Consider the following 22,181-nt stretch of genomic DNA (forward strand, 5'->3'; position numbering starts at 1 on the left):
GATCACCGGATCAAGGAGACCCCGCATGTGCGGAATCGCAGGTTTCGTCGCACCCTCGCTGTGCGCCGGAGCCGCACCGGAGGTGATGACCTCCATGCTGTCGCTCATCCGCCACCGCGGACCCGACGAGGCGGGCTACTACCTGGACGACGGCGTCGCCATGGGTACGGCACGGCTGTCGGTGGTCGACCTCGCCACGGGTGCCCAGCCGATGGCCGATCCGACGGAACGCTACTGGATCTGCTTCAACGGCGAGTTGTACAACCACATCGAACTGCGCGAGGAACTGCGAGGGCTGGGCCGCCGGTTCCGTACCCGTTCCGACACGGAGGTCTTTGTGCAGGCATGGGCCCAATGGGGTCCCGCGTGCCTGCCCCGATTCAACGGCGCGTTCGCGGCCGCGATCCGCGACGTGAGGTCGGGAGATCTTTTCCTGGCACGGGACAGATATGGCAAGCGGCCGCTCTTCTACGTCGACGGCGAGGGCCGCGGAGCCCAGGGGGGCGGGAGCGGGGAATTCCTCTTCGCCTCCGAGATGAAGGCTTTCCGCGCGTTCCCGGGATTCCGTTTCGAGCTCGACCCGCACGAACTCGCCTCCACCTTCGCGGTGTGGACGCCGTTGCCCGACCGGGCCCCTTTCCGGCACGTGCGCCAGCTTCCGATGGGGTGCTTTCTGACCGTTCGTGGTGGGCGGGCGGTTCTGAGCGGCTACGCGGAGCTCGAACTCGACGTACCGCCGTTCACCGGTTCCGAACGGGAAGCGGCCGCGTCGGTCCGCGAAGCCCTCCGCGAGAGCGTCGAGATGCGGCTCAGGAGCGATGTCGAGGTCGGCGTCTATCTGAGCGGCGGCCTCGACTCCTCCATCGTGACCAAGCTGACGACCGATCTCTCGGCGCACGAGGTCCGCACCTTCTCGGTGGAGTTCGACGACGCGGTCTTCGACGAGTCGAGCAGCCAGCAGGTCGTCGCCTCGCACCTCGGGACGCGCCATTCGTCCATCGCCGTGTCGAGTGCCGATATCGCCGCGAATTTCCCGTCCGCCGTGTACCACGCGGAAGTACCGGCGTTCCGGGCCGCGTTCGTCCCCATGTTCCTGCTGTCCCGCCATGCGCGGGACGCCGGGATCAAAGTGATCCTCAGCGGTGAGGGAGCCGACGAGGCGTTCCTCGGATATTCGCTCTTCCGCGAGACGCTGCTGCGCGCTTCGTGGGGCGAGCTGTCGGACGACGAGCGCATGGCCAGGCTCGGCAGTCTCCATCCGGAGCTGAGCCACTTCGGCCCCGCGAACCGGGCACGGCTGAAGGGCCTGTTCGAGCAGTTCGCCGTGGAACGGCTGCCCGGTCTCTTCTCCCACGAACTCCGTTACCAGAACGGACGTTTCGCCGCCCGTCTGCTGAAACGGCGCGACGAGCCGTTCGAGGACCTCATGGCCCTGACGGAGGCGACGCCCGGCTATGCCGCGCTGAGCCCGGTCCGCAAGGCACAGTGGCTGGAATTCAAGACGCTGCTGCCGGGCTATCTCCTCTCCACCCAGGGAGAGCGCATGAGCCTCGCCCACGGTGTCGAGAACCGGTGCCCCTTCCTCGATCCCGCGGTCGTCCGCACGGCGGCGTCGATCAATATGCGCTTCGACGACGGTTTCGACGAGAAGGCCATTCTCAAGAAGGCGTTCTGGGGCGAGCTGCCGGAATCGAGTCTCACCCGGCGGAAGCAGCCGTACCGGGCTCCCGGAGCGGCCGTGTTCAAACAGCGACATCCCGAGTACCTGGAACTCATCCTGTCCTCCACCGAGTTGGGAAAGATCGACGGCATCGACCCGGTGTTCGCCCGGAGACTCGTCGAGAAGATCATGGCCACGCCCACGGGGGAGATCAGCACGAAAGAGGACCAGGCCTTCGTCTACCTGCTCTCGACCGCGGTCCTCAATCAGCAGTTCGTCCTCGGACAGGACGTGCCCGAAGACACGGCCGCCCGGTCCGATTTCAAGGTGAGCACCATCGTTGACCAGCGGACATCGCGGGGATCGAAGCCGGCCGGCCAAGACCTTCCCGCCGCGGGAGGAAACCGATGAGTACGTTCGATCCGGCGCCCGCGACGGATGATGTCGCGATCATCGGGCTCGCTCTGCGCTTTCCCGGCGCGGAGACACTGGAGGAGCTGGGCGGTCATCTCGTCGCGGGCCGGTCGCTCATCTCGGAGGTCCCCCCGGAACGCTGGTCGAAGGAAAGGTACTTCGGCGATCCACGGCTCGGAGCGCAGAAGACGAACAGCATCTGGGGCGGATTCATCGAGCATGCGGACTGCTTCGATGCCGAGTTCTTCAACATCTCGCCGCGCGAGGCCGAGAGCATGGACCCCCAGCAGCGCATGGCGCTCGAACTCGCCTGGCGGGCGATCGAGAACGCGGGCTATCCGGCGAGCGCCCTCGCGGGTACGGAGACGGGCGTCTTCATGGGTGTCTGCCATGCGGACTACGCGGAAATGATGGAACGCGAAGGGGCGAGGACCGACGTCTATTTCCCCACCGGAACGGCGTACTCGATCATTGCGAACCGGATCTCCTACTATTTCGACTTCCAGGGCCCGAGCATCACCAACGACACGGCGTGTTCGAGCTCGCTCGTATCGGTGTACGAGGCGGTACGCGCGCTGTGCAATGGCGAGTGCGGTGTCGCCCTGGCCGGCGGGGTCAATCTGATCTGGTCGCCGAAGCACTTCGTCGCGTTCAGCCAGGCGAGCATGTTGTCCCGTACCGGCCGCGCCAGCGCGTTCGACCAGAGCGCCGACGGCTATGTCCGTGGTGAAGGCGGTGCGGTACTTCTCCTGAAGCCCCTCGCGCGGGCCGTCGCGGACGGCGATCCCATTCACGCGGTCATCAAGGGAGTGGCCACGAACCACGGTGGCCGGACGAATTCCCTCACCGTCACCAATCCGACGGCACAGGCGAATCTGATCGAGCGGCTCTACACCCGCGCCGGAATCCGTCCGGAGACCGTTTCGTACATCGAGGCGCACGGACCGGGAACGCCCGTCGGGGATCCGATCGAGATCATGGCCCTGAAAGAGGCCTTCCGGAACCTGCACGCGGCACAGGGCACCGTCGCCCGGCCGGAGAGTTGTGGAATCGGCTCGGTCAAAACCAATATCGGGCATCTGGAAGGGGCGGCCGGGGTCGCCGGAATCGCCAAGGTGATCAGCGCGCTGGCGCTCCGGACGCTGCCCGCGAACGTCAACTTCCGGAATCAGAACCGGCTCATCAAACTTGAGGGCAGCCCGTTCCATGTCATCCGCGACACCCAGCCGTGGGCCGCGCCGGCCGCGGAGGCGGAGGCGGGGGCAGGGATCCGGCCACGGCGGGCCGGGGTGAGTTCGTTCGGATTCGGAGGCACGAACGCGCATGTCGTGCTTGAGGAACATCTCGCCGATGAAGCCGGTGAGGCCGGTGAGGCCGGTGAGGCCGGCGGGGCCGGTGCGGGGGCACGGGGCGGGCCTCTCCGGGAGCCGCAGCTCCTGCCGCTCTCCGCGAAGACGCCGGACCGGCTCCGGGCGGTGGCGGGCAATCTGCTCACCCACCTGCGCGAGCACCCGTCGCAGTCGCTCGCCGACATCGCGTACACCCTGCGGGTAGGCCGCGAGCCCATGCCCGCCCGGGTCGCGTTCGCCGTCGCGGACCGCGCCGAACTCGAAGTGCTGCTGCGGGAGTTCTTCGACGGCGTCCGTGCGGGGGGCGAACTCCACCTGGGCGGGACGCTCCAGGGCACGGAGCAGGACGTCGCCGGTCCGAGGGCGGCGGGAACACGCTGGGCGGAGGGCGGGACGGTGGACTGGGCCGATCAGCTCGGTCACGGCGCATCCGGGCCGCGTCCACGACGGGTGCGGCTGCCCGGATATCCCTTCGCCCGCGAGCGGCACTGGTTCAGCGTTCCGCGGAAGGACTCCGAGGGCTCCCGGACGGGCGTCGGGGCTTCCCGGACGGACACCGGGATTTCCCGGACGGCCGACGGGACGCCGGGGGCGCCCGTGGCGGCGGACGCGGGCGCCGCCCCTCACCCGCTCCTCCACGCCGACGCCTCCGGCCCCGCCGGTCACCGGTACCGCTCGACGTTCACCGGAGCGGAGCCGTTTCTCGCCTCGCACGTGGTGGGCGGTGTCCGGGTGCTGCCGGCGGCCGCTCATATCGAGATGGTCCGTGCGGCGGCTGTGCGCGCCGTGGGGTCCGACGCGGCGGAACGGGCGGTCGTCCGGCTCCGCAACGTGGCATGGCTGCGCCCGCTCGTCGTGCGGGACGCGCCGGTCGAGGTCGCCGTCCGGCTCATCCCGCAGGACGGCGTCGCTCTCGCCTTCGAGGTCTCCACCGGAACCGACCCGGCCGTCGTCCACAGCTCGGGAGTGGTGGAGGCCGCCGGGCCCAAGGAGCCGGATCGCATCGATCTCGGCGCGCTGCGGGCGGCCTGCCCCGTGGAGCGCCGCCCGGCGGACGTGTACGCGGCGTTCCACGAGCGGGGTTTGGAGTACGGGCCGGCCATGCGCGGGATCGAGGAGGTCCGGCTGGGGACGCGGGAGCTGGTCGCGCGTATCGGGAAGCCCGCTGCCGGTGCGGCGGACCCCGGATACGTCCTGCCGCCGAGCGTTCTCGACGCGGCCCTCCAGTCCTCGCTCGTGCTCCTGGCGGAGACGGCGCGCGAGCCGGCGGGCGGCCCGGCCATGCCGTTCGCGTTCGAGGAACTCACGGTCCACGGCGCCTGTGCGTCGGAGACCTGGGCGTGGGTGCGGCGCCGCGAGGGACACCGCGCGCTCGACGTGTTCGACATCGACCTCTGCGACTCCGAGGGCGTGGTCCGTGTCGCCCTGCGCGGACTGGTGCAGCGGACGCACGGGGCGGCGTCCGGCCACGGAACCGGCGCGGACACCGTCACCGCCGCCGTTCCCTGGGTCCCGGCACCCCTCGACGTGCCCGAGGACCGGGCGACGGCCCTCCCGTCCGTGCGCGGATACCTCGGGGGGCGGGCCGCCGGACACGCGACCGCAGTGGCGGACACCACCGGCTTCACCGTCGCACCGCTGCCCGATGTCGCGCCCGGCCGGGTCGCCGAAGGCGTCGGGGCCGTGGTGGACCTGGTGTTCCGGCACGCCGTGGAGCTGGTGAGGTCGAAGCCCGGGGGAGCGCACCGGTTCGTCGTCCTCGCGGACGACCGGTCGCCACGGCACCACCACGCGCCGCTGACCGGCCTGTTCAGGACCGTCGTCCTGGAGAACCCCCGCATCACGGGCCGGGTCGTACGCGTCGCGGGGCTCGACACCGCGTCCCCGGAGCGGATCGCGGACATCCTCCGGGCGGAGGCGGCGGACCGGTCGGCCGACTGCGAGATCCGCTACGGGGCCGACGGCACCCGTCACGCGGCACGGCCGGTGGAATTCCGGCTGGACGAAGGAGCGGAGATCCCGCCGCTGAAGGAGGGCGGGGTCTACTGGATCACGGGCGGTCTCGGTGGCCTGGGCCTGCACGTCGCGCGGTACTTCGGGCGCCGTGCGGGCGTCACCGTCGTCCTGAGCGGCCGGTCGGCGCCCGGCGCCGCGAGCGAGAAGGCCCTGCGCGGGCTGCGGGAGGCGGGCGTCGAGGCCCACTACCTCCCCGTCGACGTGGCCTCGAAGGACGATGTGGACCGCGCGGTGCGCGCCGTCGTACGGGACCACGGGGCGATCGACGGCATCGTCCACGCGGCGGGCGTCCTCCGCGACGCGTATCTCTACACCAAGGACGCCTCGGACGTACGGGCGGTGCTGGAGCCGAAGGTCGACGGCGTGCTCCACCTCGACGCAGCCACGCGCGGCCTCGCGCTCGACTTCTTCGTCGCCTTCTCCTCCGTGGCCGGGGTGTTCGGCAGCTCCGGGCAGTCGGACTACGCGGCGGCCAACGCCTTCCTGGACGCCTTCGTCCACCACCGCCGGGCCCTGGTGGACATCGGCGAACGGAGCGGGACGACATCGGCCGTCAGCTGGCCGCTGTGGGCCGACGGCGGGATGTCCATGGACCCCGTGACACGGGAGTCGATGCGCCGGGACCGGGGCTGGGAGCCCCTTCCGACGGAGGAGGGCCTGCGGGTGCTCGGCGGCGTACTGCGCGACGCGCCCGCCCACACCGTGGTGGCGTACGGCGCCGCCGCGAGGCTCACGGCCGCCGCCCCACCCCCGGAGGCACCCCGCCCGGTACCCGCGGACACCCCACCTGCGCAGCCCGCGGCCGCCGTCACGGAGGACGAGCTGATGGAGCGTACGAACGCGTTCCTGCGCCGCGTCGTGGGCGAGGTGCTGCACCGCGACCCCCTGACCCTGGACGAGACGGCCAACCTCGTCGACTACGGGATCGACTCGCTCGCCATCCTGGAGACGACCGCGTCGCTCGAAGTGTTCTTCGGCCCGCTCTCCAAGACGATCTTCTTCGAGTACACGAGCATCGAGGGCGTCGCGGGTCACCTCGTCGCGGAACACCGCGACAGGCTGCGCGAGATCACCGCCGCCGGAGACCCGGCACCGGCCGCCGCCGCACCCGCGGCCGGTACGGACGACGTACCGGCCCCCGCACCCGCGGCCGGTACGGACGACCCAGCGGCCCCCGTCGCACCCGCGCCGTCCGTCTCCGGCACCGCCGGCACGCCCGCCGCCCACGGCAGGACTGCCGGACGCGGGCCGCGCGACGACCGCCACGACATCGCGATCATCGGCATCTCCGGGACCTACCCCGGTGCCGACACCCTCGCCGAACTCTGGGCCGTGCTCGGAGAAGGCCGCCACGAGTTCCGCGAAGTACCGCGCGAACGCTGGGACCACGACGCCGTCTACAGCCGCGACCGCAGCGTCCTCGGCAAGAGCTCCATCCGCACCGGAACCTTCCTCCGGGACATCGAGAGCTTCGACCCCCGCTACTTCCGCATCTCCAAGCGCGACGCGGAGAACATGTCGCCGGAGGTCCGCCTGTTCCTCCAGACGGGCGTCGAGGCGCTCGAAGACGCCGGTTATTCACGAGAGACGATCCAGCGGCGGTACGACGGAGACGTCGGCGTACTCGCAGGATCCATGAGCAACCACTACGGCCTCTACGGATTCCAGAACGGCCTGACGCGCGGTTCCCCGGCCAGCGGCAGCTACACGGCGACGCTGCCCAACATGCTCTCCTACTTCTACGGATTCACCGGCCCCTCGATATTCGTGGACACCATGTGCTCCGGATCCTCGACCTGTGTGCACCAGGCCGTGCAGATGCTCCGGGCCGGCGAATGCCGGATGGCGGTCGCGGGCGGAGTGAATCTGCTGCTCCACCCGTACAACCTCATCAGCTCGTCGCAGGAGCACTTCACGACGGCGACCTCCGAGGTGATCCGGAGCTTCGGCCTGGGCGCGGACGGGACGATTCTCGGGGAGGGCGTCGGCGCCCTCGTCCTCAAACCGCTCGTCGAGGCCGAGCGGGACGGCGACCACGTGTACGCCGTCATCAAGGGGACGGCCCTCGCCAACGCGGGGGTGCGCAACGGATTCACCGTCCCCAGTCCGCGTATGCAGGCGCGGGCGATCGAGAAGGCGATCGACGACGCGGGCGTCGATCCACGGACCATCAGCTATGTGGAAGCACACGGCTCCGGGACGTCACTGGGCGACCCGATCGAGGTGAAGGCCCTGTCCACGGCCTTCCAGAAGTACACGCGGGACACCGGGTTCTGCGCGATCGGCTCCGTCAAGTCCAACCTGGGACACCTTCTGCACGCCGCCGGAATGATCGGCATCGCCAAGGTCGTCCTCCAGCTCCAGAACGGGAAACTCGCCCCCTCGCTGCACAGCTCGGTCACCAATCCGGACATCGACTTCTCCCGTACGCCGTTCCGGCTCCAGCAGCGGCTCGCCGCGTGGGAACCCGCGGTGACGACCGTGGACGGCCGCAGGGTCACCCATCCCCGACGGGCGGGGATCACATCGATCGGCGCGGGCGGCATGAACTCCCACATCATCCTGGAGGAGTACCCCCGGCCCGCCCGCGACCCGCACGGCCCACCGGACGGGCGCGAGGAACTCTTCGTGTTCTCCGCGATGAACGATTCCGCCCTGGAGACCTATCTCCACCGGTTCCGCGCCTACCTGACCGCAGGGGCGGAGCCCGACCCGGGGGACATCGCGTTCACCCTCCGTGTCGGCAAGAACGAACTCCCGCACCGCTGGGCGTTCCTCGCGAGGACGACGGACGAAGCCGTCGCCGCCGTCGACCGCTATCTCGCGGGAGACCGGGACCTCGGCGCGGCGCTGTCGAGCGGTGGCCCACGGACGGAGGACCTGCGCGCGCTCGCGACCACCTGGGTGGGCGGCAGGAGCGTCGACTGGAGCGACGCCGACGCAGGATCCCGCGCGCCCCGGCGGGTCTCACTGCCCGCCTACCCCTTCGAGCGCGTGCGCTGCTGGGTCTCCCCGGAGGACGGCGCGCCGTCCGTGATCGCGCCGCTCGCGCTGCGCGACAAGCTCCACCCGTTCCTCGGCCGGAACGAGTCGGACGCCGAGGGGCTGCGGTACGTGCTCGACGTGCGCCTGGACGACCTCCTCGACTACGGCTGCACCTCGGGGGAGCGGCAGGACAAGCGGCCCGGCGTGATCCCGACGTTCGCCGTCGACCTGGCGGTCGCCGCCACGAAGGTCTCCGGATTCGCCGACGGCTCGGTCGTGCGCCGGCTGCGCCTCCTGGGCCCGGTCGACTGGACGGCCGCCGCCCGCCTGGTGACGGTCTTCGAGGCCCCCGACGGGAAGCACGCCTCCGGATACGTCTTCGCGCAGGACACGGCGGGGAACCGGATGCCCGTGGCGGCGTTCGACGTGCCGACGGGGGAGGAGGACCGTACGCCGCTCTCCGGCCACCCCCGTACGGACCGCTTCGCGGGAATCGCCGCCGACGTGCTCGCGTCCGACCCGGCGGAGCCGCTCTCCCCGGCGGAATTCCTCGCGCAGCTCGCGGAGGGCGGGATCGGCTACACACCGGAACTCAGCGGAACGGAGGGCGCCTTCCGCCTGCGGGACGGGCGACTGGTGCTCAAGGTCGGCACCCCCGAACTCCAGCGGGACCACGTGAAACCACGGGTCACCCTCGCTCCGCACGTCCTCGCCGCCGTGGCGCAGGGACTCCAGGCCGAAGCGAAGCGGCAGGGCTCACCGCACTGGGCACGGACCGCGCCCCACCACATCGACGAGATCCGGCTGCTCACCGACGGGGGCGGTGGGGAAGTCCCGGTCGCGTACGTCGTCTTCGACGTGACGGCCGACGGGGAAGGGCTCGGAGGTTCCGTCGGCCTGCTGGACCGGAACGGCCAGGTGGTGGGTGTGCTCAGCGACCTGTGGTGCGGTGATGACGAAGGACCACGAAAGGACCCGGATGTGAGCGAACGAGCGGCGGACGGAACGGAAGCGGCGGACCGGGGGACACCGGCAAAGGACACTGACGGCGTCATCGCCTTCGCGGTGGACGAGCTGCGCGGGATGGCGGGCGAAATTCTCAAGTTCGAGCGCGGTGAACTGGACGCCCGTACCGGCTTCGACGCCTTCGGCTTCGACTCGATCTCGCTCGTCACCCTGTCGCAGCGGATACGTGAACGGTTCGGCATCGATGTGACCCCCGCGGTCTTCTTCGACCGCAATACGTTCGACTCGCTGGGCAGGCACCTCTTCACGGAACACGAAGGCCCGCTGCGCGAGGCGTACGAACGGTCGCTCCCGCCGGACCCCGCCGGGGAGCGGGCCCCGCGTCCTGGAAACCGGCCCCGTGGAGAGACGACCGGGGCGGCCGAGGAGACGACCGGGACCCCGGACGGCGTACCGGCCCGCCCGCCGCGCCCCGCGCCCGCGGACTCGCCGCTGCCGGTGGCCGTCATCGGCGCCGCGGGCCGGTTCCCCGGCTCGCCGGACCTGGACGCGTACTGGGCGAACCTGGCCGCGGGGACCGACAGCGTCACGGACTTCCCCCTCGACCGGTACGACGCGGCCTACGCGCGGATCGCGGAGGCGGCCGAGTTCCCGCACCACGCGGCCGTCCTGGACGACGTGGACGCGTTCGACGCCGCGTTCTTCCGCATCCTGCCGCGCGAGGCCGAGCTGATGGACCCCCAGCACCGGCTGGCGCTCCAGACGGCCTGGAACGCGGTCGAGCACAGCGGCTACGCCCCGTCCGGACTGCCGGCGAACACCGGGCTCTTCTTCGGTGTCTCGGGGAACGACTACGCGACCCTGCTCGCGGCCCACGGCGCCCCGCCGGACGCCTTCACTTCCACGGGCAACGCCCACTCCATGCTCGCCAACCGCATCTCCTACGTACTCGACATCCACGGCCCGAGCGAGCCCGTCGACACGGCCTGTTCCAGTTCGCTCGTCGCCGTCCACCGAGCCGTCGAGTCCATCCGCTCCGGGGCGTGCGACGCCGCGATAGCGGGCGGGGTCAACCTCCTGCTCAGCGTCGACACCTTCGTCAGCGCCGGGCGGGCCGGAATGCTCAGCCCGGACGGACGGTGCAAGACCTTCGCGAGCGACGCGAACGGATACGTACGGGGCGAGGGCGTCGGCGCCGTCGTCCTGAAGCCCCTCGCCGACGCGGAGCGCGACGGCGACGCGATCCTCGCCGTGATCGTCGGCAGCGCGGAGAACCACGGCGGGCGGGCGAACTCCCTCACGGCACCGAACGGCACCGCGCAGTCGGACCTCGTGGTGCGGGCGATGGGCGGCATCGACCCCCGCACGATCGGCTACGTGGAGGCCCACGGCACGGGCACGGCACTGGGCGACCCCGTCGAGGTGCGCGCGCTGCGGACCGCGTTCCGGCAGTTGGGCGGCGAAGCCCCCGCCACCTGCGGGCTCGGCTCCGTGAAGACCAACATCGGCCATCTGGAAGCCGCCGCGGGCATCGCCGGGCTGCTCAAGGTGGTCCTGGCGATGGAACACCGCACCCTCCCGGCGAGCCTGCACAGCGACCGGATCAACCCCTACATCCAGCTCGACGGCAGCCCGTTCCGCATCGTGCGCGCCAACGAACCGTGGGAGCGGCCGCGCGACCGCGACGGTGACCTCGCACCGCGGCGGGCGGGAGTCAGCAGCTTCGGATTCGGCGGTGCGAACTGCCACGTCGTCGTCGAGGAATACACCGGGCGGGCCGGGGGGACGAGCCCGGCCCAGGACGCGGACGGCCCCGGGGACCGGGTCGCCGTACCGCTCTCCGCGCGCACGGAGCGGCAACTCCGCGAACGGGCGCGGAACCTGCTCTCCTACCTGGAGGACAACCCCCGCCCCGCCGCGCTCCGTTCGATCGGATGGACGCTCCGGACCGGGCGCGAGGCCATGGCCGAACGGGCCGGCTGGGTCGTGTCCTCCCACCGTGAACTCGCCTCCGCACTAAGGGAGTTCCTCGACGGATCGACGAGCGGGCCTCGCCGCGGCGACCGTCCGGCCCGGGACGGACTCGCCGACGCGGTCGCGCGCTGGAGCGCGGGGGAAGACGTCGACTGGCCGCGGTCGAACGGGGCCGGCGACGCGGCCCCGCCGAGGCGCGCGCACCTGCCCACGTACCCGTTCGCACGCGACAGGTACTGGCTCCCCGGCGGCGCGGAGAAAGCCGACCGCGTCGCGGAGCACCGCCCTTCGGCCGGTACGACGCTGTCCGTACCGCGCTGGACGCCGAAGCCCGCGTCGCGGGACCTGGCCGGTGAGGCCCTGCACACGCGTCATGCCGTGATCCTCTGCGGAGCGCCCGCGGCCGTGCGGGACAGCCTGGAACGCCGACTGCCGGGCGTGCGCTGCCACGCCGTCACAACCGTCAAGCGGCGCCCGGAGACCCGGTTCACCGACCTCTCGCGCCAGGTCTTCGAGATCGTCCGGGCGCTCGCCGGGCAGGCGGACGACGGCGCCACCCTCGTGCAGATCGTGACACCGGCGGACGGCGACGGAGCGGTCGGGCCCGCGCTCGCCGGACTTCTGCGCACGACGGCGCTCGAAAGCCCGCACATCGCCGGGCAGGTCCTCGCTCTCGACGGCGAACGCGACGCGGACGACATCGCGGCGATCGTCCTGGAGAACGCCGGGCACACGGACGACCCACTCGTTCTCCACCGGGGCGCGGAGCGCCGGGTACGGACCTGGGTGCCCACGACGGCCGACGGCACGGGCACACCCTGGCGCCCGGGAGGCGTGTACCTGATCACCGGCGGCGCCGGCGGCATCGGAGCCGTCGTCGCCCGCCGGATCGCCCGGGACGCCGTACGCCCGACGCTCGTCCTCGTCGGCCGCTCGGCACCGGACGCCCGGACCGACCGCCTCCTCGCCGAGTTGCGGGAAGCCGGTGCGGCGGCCCGGTACGCCGTCGCGGACGTCTCCCGCTGGGAGGAGGTACGCCATCTCGTCGCACGCGTCGCCGAGGAGACGGGCCCGATCCACGGAATCGTGCACGCCGCCGGCGTGATCCACGACGCGTACCTCACCAACAAGACGACGCAGGAGTGGGACGACGTCCTCGCCCCGAAGGTCGACGGCGTGGTGCACCTGGACCGGGCCACCGCGCACATGCCCGTCGAATCCTTCCTCCTCTTCTCGTCCGGCACGGCGGTCACCGGAAATCCCGGCCAGTCCGACTACGCCGCGGCCAACGGCTATCTCGGCGAGTACGCCGCCCGCCGCAACAGGCGTGTCGCGGCGGGCGAACGGTCGGGGCGCACGGTCGCGATCGCGTGGCCGCTCTGGAAGGACGGCGGAATGGCCGTCGACGACGCGACCCGCGCGTACCTCCGGCGCAGCCGCGGTCTCGTGCCGATGGAGTCGGACGAAGGACTCCAAGCCCTCCTGGACGCCTGGCGGCTGGGCGAGTCGGGCGAGGACCAGATCTGGGTGCACCACGGTGAACCGGCCGAATCCGCGGCCGTACCCCCGCCCGCCGCGGCCGCTCCCGCACCGGAGTCGGCCCACGCGCGGCCGGACCGGGAGACGCTCCGGTCGGTCGTGGAACTCTTCGCCCGGGTCACCAAGCTCCCCCTCCACGACATCGACGCCGACCGGCCGCTCGACGACCTGGCCCTCGACTCGGTCATGGTCGTACAGCTCAACAGGGAGCTGTCCTCGGCGTACGGCGAGGTCCCGACGACGCTCTTCTACGAATTCCCCACGCTGCGCGCCATCGCCGGGGAACTCGCCGCGACACCCGCCCCGCCGGCCCCCGGCGAGCGGGCCGACGGACTGTCCGGCGCGGTCCGGGTGCCGACACCACGGCACACACCCGGGACGGCACCTGATCCGGGGCCGCCCGCGCCGGACGACGCCATCGCGATCATCGGGATGAGCGGGCGCTATCCGCAGGCCGAGAACACCGAGGAGTTCTGGGCCAACCTCACCGCGGGACGCGACTGCGTCACGGAGATTCCCCCCGGCCGGTGGCCGCTGGACGGCTTCTACGAACCGGACCGCGCCACGGCCGTCGCCACCGGGCGCAGCTACAGCAAGTGGGGCGGATTCCTGCGGGACTTCGACGCGTTCGATCCGCACTTCTTCCGGATCGCACCGCGTGACGCCTACACCATGGACCCGCAGGAGCGTCTCTTCCTCCAGGCGTCCTGGGAGGTGGTCGAAGACGCGGGATACACCCGCGAGGAGCTGGCCCGGCGCCACCGGCGACGCGTGGGGGTCTTCGCCGGAGTGACCAAGTCCGGCCACGCGCGGCACGGCGCGGCCCGGCTGCCCTCCGGCGAGACGGTCGTGCCCGCGCTCTCCTTCGCCTCGCTCAGCGCCCGTACCTCCTACGTCCTCGACCTCCGGGGCCCGAGCCTGACGATCGACACGATGTGCTCCTCCTCGCTCACGGCGATCCACGAAGCCTGCGAGCACCTGCGCCGGGGTTCCTGCGAACTGGCCATCGCGGGCGGGGTGAACCTGTATCTGCACCCTTCCGACTACGTCGAGCTGTGCCGCTCCACCATGCTGTCCTCGCGGGGCCGGGTGCGGAGCTTCGGCAGCGGCGGGGACGGGTTCGTGCCCGGCGAGGGCGTGGGCGCCGTCCTGCTGAAGCCGCTCGCCCGCGCCGTCGCGGACGGCGACCGGGTCCTCGCGGTGGTCCGCGGGACGAGCATCAACCACGGCGGGCGGTCCAACGGCTACACGGTGCCGAGCCCGACCGCCCAGGCGGAACTGATCCGCGACGCGCTGACCCGGGCCGGGGTCGCGGCGCGGGAGGTGGGTTATGTCGAGGCGCACGGCACGGGCACGGAACTGGGCGACCCGATCGAGGTGAAGGGGCTCTCACTCGCCTTCGAGGAGTCCACGCGCGAGCGGCAGTTCTGCGCGATCGGCTCCGTGAAGTCGATGATCGGCCATCTGGAGGCCGCCGCGGGGATCGCGGGGGTGACCAAGGCCGTGCTCCAGCTCCGTCACCGCACGCTCGTACCGAGCCTGCACGCGCAGGAGCCGAACCCCGGCATCAGGTTCGAGGAGACCCCGTTCTTCGTCCAGCGGACGCTCGCGCCATGGGAGTCCGGGACACCGCGGATCGCGGCGGTCTCGTCCTTCGGGGCCGGTGGCTCGAACGCCCATGTGATTCTTGAGGAGTACGTGCCCGACCCCGCCCCGGACCGGCCGGCGTCCGACGGGGGCGAGCACATCGTCGTCCTCTCCGCGCGCACCCCGGAGCGGCTGCGGCACTCCGCCGCGCGTCTGGTGGAGTTCCTGGAACGCGAGGAGGAGGAGCGGGGGCCGGTCGTCCTGGCGGACCTCGCCCACACCCTTCAGGTCGGACGCGAGGCGATGAAGGAGCGCCTGGCGGTGACCGCCACCTCGCTGCCCCAGCTCCTGCGGGTGCTGCGCGGATACGTGGAGGGCGGGGACGGGGCGGGGACGCCCGGCCTCCACCGGGGCAGCGCCGGACAGGTCCCCGGCGCAGTCGCCGAGATCTCGGCCGACGACGACCTCCGGGAACTCCTGGTCGAACGGTGGGCCCGGAAGGGGAAGCACAACAAGCTGGCCGCGCTCTGGGCCGACGGAATGGAGCTGGACTGGCGGCGGCTGCACGGAGCCGCGTCGCCCCGCCGGATCTCCCTGCCGACGTACCCGTTCGCCCGGGACCGGTTCTGGATCGGGGACCTGGAGCCGTTCCGGGAGACGTCGCCCGGCACAGCTCCGGCCACCGCCGCACCGGGGCCCGAAGAAGCCGGACCGCGCGTCGCACCCGACGCCACGTCGGACACCACGCCCGGCGTCGCAGCCGGTGCCACACGTGAGGAACGGGTCGGCCGCACCGTGCGCGAGACGATCGCGCAGGTGCTGGTCATGGAGCCGGACGAGGTCGACGGCGGGCTCGCCTTCGCCGACTACGGGCTCGACTCCATCCTCGCGGTCCGTCTCGTCCATCTGCTGAACGAAACCTTCCGGCTCGACCTGTCGACCGGTGTCGTCTTCGACCACAGCTCCGCCGACCGCCTCGTCGCGCATCTGCTCGCGGAGCACGCCGGCCTCGGCGCCACCGCCCCGCCGCCGTCGGCCGCCGTCGAAGAGGCGCGCCCCCGGACCACCCCCGGCGTCCTTCCCACGGAACGGCCCGCGGAACGGCCCGGCCTCCACGCGCCGATCGCCGTCGTCGGGATGAGCGGGCGGTTCCCCGGATCCGACAGCCTGGACGACCTCTGGACGCACCTGGTGAACGGGGACGACCTGATCACGGAAGCGACCCGCTGGGATCTCGCGGACTCCGGTGCCGACGGCTCCGCGCGCTGCACCCGGGGAGGGTTCCTCCACGGGATCGACCGGTTCGACCCGCTGTTCTTCGGTATCTCGGGCGTCGAGGCCGCCGCCATGGACCCCCAGCAGCGCCTGCTTCTGGAGGAGGCGTCGAAGGCATTGCAGGACGCGGGGTACGCCGGCCGTCAGCTGGACGGGACCCGCTGCGGTGTGTACGTCGGCTGCTACAAGGGCGACTACCAGGAGGTCGTCGGGGACGACGCGCCCGCCCAGGCGTTCTGGGGGAACATGGCGTCCCTCATCCCGGCCCGGGTCTCCTACTTCCTCGACCTGAAGGGTCCCGCGCTGGCGGTCGACACCTCGTGCTCCAGCTCGCTCGTCGCGATCGACCTGGCCTGCCGGGGGCTCTGGTCGGGCGAGACGGAGATGGCGCTGGCAGGCGGTGTCTTCGTCCAGTCGACGCCGCGCCTCTACGAGTTGGCCGGCGGTGCCGGAATGCTCTCCGCGACCGGACGCTGCCACACCTTCGACCACCGCGCCGACGGGTTCGTACCGGGCGAGGGCGTCGGCGTCCTGGTGCTCAAGCGGCTCGACGACGCCCTCGCCGACGGGGACCACATCCATGGCGTGATCCGCGCCACGGGCAGCAACCACGACGGTGCGACCAACGGCATCACGGCGCCCAGCTCCGTCTCGCAGGAGCGGCTGCTCCGCGACACCTACGCGACCTTCGGGATCGACGTCGAGTCCATCGGGCTCGTGGAAGCGCACGGCACCGGCACCCCGCTCGGCGATCCCATCGAGTTCTCGGCGCTCAGCCGCGCGTTCCGGGCCGGTACGGACAAGTCCGGCTACTGCGCGCTGGGTTCGGTGAAGACCAACCTCGGGCACACCCAGTTCGCCGCGGGGGTCGCGGGGGTGTTCAAGATCCTCCTCGCGATGAGGCACCAGCAGATCCCGGCCTCGCTCCACTTCGAGAAGCCGAACCCCGCCATCGGCCTCGACGACAGCCCCTTCTACCTGAGTACGCGCAGCCACCGCTGGGAGGCCCCCGCCGACGGCGGACCGCGCAGAGGCGCGGTCAGCTCCTTCGGAGCGAGCGGCACCAACGCCCACCTCGTCATCGAGGAAGCGCCTCCCGCCGCCCGGGCCCGCGCCCGTACGCCCCGGCCCGCGTATCTCGTGGTCCTCTCCGCGCACTCACGTGAACAGCTGGTTCAGCAGCTGGCCCGGCTGGCGGAGCACTGCCGACGCACGGACCTGCCGGACCTCGGCGACCTCGCCCACACCCTTGCCGTCGGCAGGGACTGGTTCGCCCACCGGTTCGCCTGCGTGGCGGCCGACCGCACCGAGCTGCTGGACATCCTCGACGAAGGGCCCGACGGAGCACGGGCGTTCACCGGCCGGGTGGTGCCGACGCGCAAGGGCGCCATGGACGAGGGAGCGGGCGCGGCCAGGCGCCACGGCGAGGAATGCCTCCGCCGCTGCGCACACCCGGCCGGCTCCGAGGCGGACCCCGTTCCGTACCGCGCGGACCTCACCGCCCTCGCCGGGTACTTCACCCGGGGCGTCGACCTCGACTACGGGGCGGCGTTCCCGGCAGGGGCCCACCTCCGGGTCCCGCTGCCGACCTACCCGTTCGCCGACGAGAGCCACTGGGCCGGACCGCCGCCCCGGTCACCCCTGCCCGTCACCGCCCCGGGCCGTCCCGGCCCGGACCACCCGCCGACCCACGGCGAGTCGGTGGCGGCGGACCGTCCCGGCACACTGCGGGCCTCGACGGTGTTCACCGGCGACGAGGCCGTCCTCCGCGACCACACGGTGCGCGGGCAGCGGGTCCTTCCGGGCGCCGCCCACCTCGACATGGCGCGCGAGGCGGCGGCGCGCGCATGGGGCACGGGGGCGACGACGCCCCTGCTGATACGGGACGTGACGTGGGTGCGGCCGGTCGCCTTCGACGGCGTGCCGCTGAACGTCGATGTCCTCGTGAGTCCGGCGGCGGGCGACGAACTCACCTTCGAGATCGCCGCGACGACCGGGCGGGACACCGGTCCGGTCGTCTGCTCCACCGGACGCGTCGCACCCTCCGGCACGGCCCGCCCCGGCCGCGTCGACCTCGCGTCGCTCCGCGCGGCGTGCGGGACCGCCGTATCCGCGGAACGTATCCGTGCGGCGCTCGCCGCGATGGGCATCGTCCACGGGCCGTCCCTCCGCGCCGTGCGCGAGGCCCACGTCGCACCCGGCACCGTCCTGGCCCGGCTCGCCCCGCCGGACGGGACGGACCCCGCCGACGCCGGGTACGTCCTGCCCCCGGCGCTGCTGGATTCGGCCATCCAGGCATCGATCGCGCTGCAACTCGCCGACGGCGGGGCCTCCGTGGAGACCGTGGTGCCGTTCGCGCTCGACCGGCTGGAACTCTTCGCGCCCTGCACGGCCTCGATGTGGGCCGTCGTCCGGGTCGCGGACGGCACGGAGACGGCGACCGCGCTGAGCCGGCTCGACGTGGATCTCGTCGACGGCGACGGGGAGGTCTGCGTCCGGATGACCGGATACGCCTCGCGCCGGGTGAAGGAACCGACGCCCGCACTGTTCGCACCGGTCTGGGAACCTGTGACCGGGCACACCCCCGGCGCCCGCGCCCTGCCGCCCACGGAACGGATCCTCGTGGTGGGAGGGACGGCCGGGCAGCGGTCCGCGCTCGACCGCCGTCACCCGCAGGTCACGACATGGGACCTCGGACCGGGCGCGTCGACGGACGAGATCACCTCCCGGCTCCGGGACTCGGCACCGGTCGGCCACCTCGTCTGGATCGCGCCCGGTGCGACGCCGGATGACCAGGGGGCGCTCCCGCCGACCGACACCGCCGGATTCACCGCGGCCCAGGAGGACGGCGTCGTCGCGGCCTTCCGCATGATCAAGGCCCTCGTCCGCACCGGACACGACGCACGCCCGCTCACCGTGACACTGGTGACGCGGAGCGCCCTGGCCACGTACGACACCGAGCCGACGGCACCCGCCCACGCCGGACTGCACGGCCTCTTCGGGTCGCTCGGGCAGGAGTACGCCAACTGGTCGGTCCGCCGGACGGACCTCGACACCGCCGACCTGCCCGAGGACCTGCTGACACCACCGGACCGCGCGGCGGACGACACCCTGGCGCGCCGCGCGGGCCAGTGGCTGGTCCGGCGCTGGGTGCCCTGCCGGCCCGGGACCGCACAGCGGGCCGCGTACCGGGAAGGCGGCGTCTATGTGGTGATCGGAGGCGCGGGCGGGCTCGGCACCGTCTGGACCCGGCACGTCGTCCAGCACTACGGCGCCCATGTGATCTGGATCGGGCGGCGCCCCCAGGACGCGTCGATCGAAGCGAAGCTGCGCACCTGCCCCGGGCGCGGCAGTGTGCGCTACCTCTCCGCCGACGCCGCCGACCCCGCGTCGCTGCGCGCCGCCCACGAGGAGATCGGGCGGCACCACCCACGGATCCACGGCGTCGTCCAGGCGGCGCTGGACCTGCGGGACCAGAGCCTGGCCCGCATGGACGAGGCGACGCTGCGCGCCGCCCTCGCCGCGAAGGCCGACGTCAGCGTGGCCATGGCCGAGGTCTTCGCGGACGAGGCCCTGGACTTCGTCCTGTTCTTCTCGTCCGTCCAGTCGTTCACGACCGCCGCGGGCCAGAGCAACTACGCGGCCGGATGCACCTTCAGCGACGCCTACGCCCACTTCCTCGCCCGGCACCGGAAGTATCCGGTGAAGGTGATGAACTGGGGGTGGTGGGGGAGCATCGGCAGCGCCTCGACCGAACGCCACCGGGAACGCATGGCGCGCTGGGGCCTCCTCTCCATCGAGCCGCCCGAGGCGATGGAGGCACTCGACACGCTGCTCCGCGGGCCACAGCGTCAGCTGAGCTTCGTCAAGTCGCTGGAGCCCGGAGCCATCGCGGGGATCGACCCTGCGACGCGGCTCACGGTCCACGCGAGGGCGCGGTCCCGCATCGCACCCGCCGCCCTGGCGGCGGCCGCCGGGGCGCCGTCCGCATGGGAGGCGATGCGTGCGATCGCCGCATGGCGCCGCGACGAACGCGATCCGCTCCTCGCACGCCTCGTCCACGGACACCTGGAAGCGCTCGGCGCCCTGCGCGACCCCGGCACCCCGCCGTCCCCGGGCGACACCGCCCGGCTGCGCCGACGCGCCGGAATCCTGGAGCGGTACGACACCTGGCTCGACCACGCGCTCAGGATCGTGCCGCCGTCGGCCCCGCCGCTGGACGTCAGTTTCCGTGAGTGGGACGAGCGCCGCACGCAGTGGTCCGCGGATCCGGACAAGGCCGCGGAACTCGCCCTGCTCGACGCCGCACTCCGTGCGCTGCCGGACATCCTCACCGGCAGGACCAGGCCCACCGACATCCTGTTCCCGCGCGGTTCCGTCGCGCTCGTCGAAGGCACCTATCGCAACAACCGCGTGGCCGACATGTACAACCGCGCCCTGACGGACACCGCGGCCGCCGTCGTCACCGAGCGGCTGCGCCTGGATCCGTCCGCACGCCTGCGCATCCTGGAGATCGGCGCCGGTACGGGGGGCACGAGCGTCGGGATGTTCGCCGCGCTGCGCCCCTTCCAGGACCACATCGAGACCTACACGTACACCGATCTCTCGAAGGCGTTCCTGAACCACGCCAGGACCGAGTACGGACCGGAGGTCCCGTACCTCGCCTACGCGCGCTTCGACGCCGAGCAGCCGCTGGCCGGGCAGGGGATGGAGAGCGGGAGTTACGACCTGGTCGTCGCCGCCAATGTGCTGCACGCGACCCGCGACACCCGGAACACCATCCGCAACGCGAAGGCGGCGCTGCGCGACGGGGGGTGGCTCCTGCTGAACGAACTGGCGGCCTTCGACGTCTCCAGCCATCTCACGTTCGGACTGCTGGAGGGCTGGTGGCTCTTCGAGGACCACGCGCTGCGCGTGCCCGGTTCGCCCGCGCTGTCGCCCGCTAACTGGCGGGAGGTGCTGGTGAGCGAGGGCTTCTCCGCCGTCGTCCCGGTGCTGCCCGAGACACTTGAGCTCGGACAGCAGATCATCGCCGCGGAGAGCGACGGGATCACCCGGCAGGCGGTGGCCCCGCCGGCGCGATCGAGGACCGCCGCTCCGCGAGCGCTCCCGGAGACCGTGCCGACGGCCACCGCGGTCCCGCGCCCCGGCCCCGCCCCGCAACGGCCCCCGACCGGTGGCGGGACGGCCGGCGCGTCCGGCGCCGGTGCGGAGAGCCGGGCCGACACCATGGCCGGGTACCTCCGGGACCAGGCCGCACGGACCCTCGGCATCCCGCCGGAGAAGATCGCCTCCGCCGCGCCGCTCAGCGACTACGGGATGGACTCCATCCTCGTCCTCCAGCTCACCACCGCGCTGCGTGAGGATCTCGGAGAGGTCCCGTCCACGCTGCTCTTCGACGCCGAGTCCGTCGAGGATCTCACCGATCACTTCCTGGCGGCCGGTGGCCCCCGGGTGGATGCCCTCCTGGCACGTCTGAACCCCGCGACAGCCGGGACACCCGCCCCCGACACGGCGCCCCGGCCGCCGGAGCCGTCCGCGCCCCCCGCCACGGAACCGGCACAGCCCGTGGCCGCGCTCTTCCGCGCGGCGGTGCGGACCGGCACCCCGCAGCAGGCCGGTGACCTGCTGTCGGCCGCCGCCCGGCTCCGGCCGACCGCCGCCGCCGGAGCCGGTCCGGAGCCGGAAGTCCTGCGGCTGTCGGACGGCGACCAGGAACCGCCCCTGGTCTGCCTGCCCTCCCTCGTCGCCCCCACCGGCGCCCACCAGTACGTGAGGTTCGCGGCCGCGCTCCGCGGCCGCCGCCAGGTGTGGACGGTCTCCCTCCCCGGATACGGGGCCGGTGAGCCGCTTCCGGTGAACCTGGAGGCGGCCGCGGACCGGCTGGCCGGGACGCTGCTCCGGCGCTTCGAGGGCCGGCCGTTCGCGCTCGCCGCCTACTCCTCCGGAGGGTGGCCCGCCCATGAGCTGGTACGGCGGCTGGAGAAGGCCGGTGCTCCGCCCACCGCTCTGGTGCTGCTCGACACCCTCCGGTCGGCCGGTCCCGCCATGATCGGCGGAATGTCGGTGCTCACTCGACGGCTGATCGACCGCTTCCCCCGACTGCCCGTCCTGGACGACCAGCTCACGGCGATGGGGTGGTACGCGCGGCTGCTCGAAGGCTGGAGCCCGCTTCCGGTCACCACTCCGACCCTCCTGGTGGGCGCCGCGGACGACAAGACCCTGCTCGAACTGCTCGGCGACGAGGCACGTGCCGACTGGCCGCTGGAACACACGCGGACGGAAGTGGCGGGAGACCACTTCTCCATGCTGGAGGAGTACGCGGAGCCGACCGCGCTCGCCGTTCATGAATGGCTCCGCGGACACCGCGCATCCCCGCGACGGAACGCGGAGGAGGGGGCATGAACCGTTCGGCC

2 protein-coding genes are annotated in these 22,181 nt (G+C 72.3%); both read left to right on the forward strand.

Going from position 1 to position 22,181, the window contains the following annotated elements; translation table 11 throughout:
* The first annotated feature begins 25 nt into the window (after positions 1-25).
* Entirely contained in the window at positions 26-2,071 is a 2,046-nt protein-coding gene (gene asnB / locus ACFVFH_RS13485; protein ID WP_383766915.1) for an asparagine synthase (glutamine-hydrolyzing), read from the forward strand.
* Positions 2,068-22,170 (forward strand): SDR family NAD(P)-dependent oxidoreductase, encoded by a 20,103-nt coding sequence (locus tag ACFVFH_RS13490; RefSeq protein ID WP_383766917.1) that lies wholly within the window; start codon positions 2,068-2,070, stop codon positions 22,168-22,170. Before asnB ends, ACFVFH_RS13490 begins: the two co-directional genes overlap by 4 nt.
* The last annotated feature ends 11 nt before the right edge of the window (positions 22,171-22,181 follow it).

The sequence above is a fragment of the Streptomyces sp. NPDC057697 genome (assembly GCF_042799335.1).
In the GTDB taxonomy this organism is placed as follows: domain Bacteria; phylum Actinomycetota; class Actinomycetes; order Streptomycetales; family Streptomycetaceae; genus Streptomyces.

Bases quoted from the DNA above. Each gene is read 5' to 3' on its own strand.
- asnB (WP_383766915.1), top strand. From the start codon at position 26: ATGTGCGGAATCGCAGGTTTCGTCGCACCCTCGCTGTGCGCCGGAGCC.
- ACFVFH_RS13490 (WP_383766917.1), top strand. From the start codon at position 2,068: ATGAGTACGTTCGATCCGGCGCCCGCGACGGATGATGTCGCGATCATC.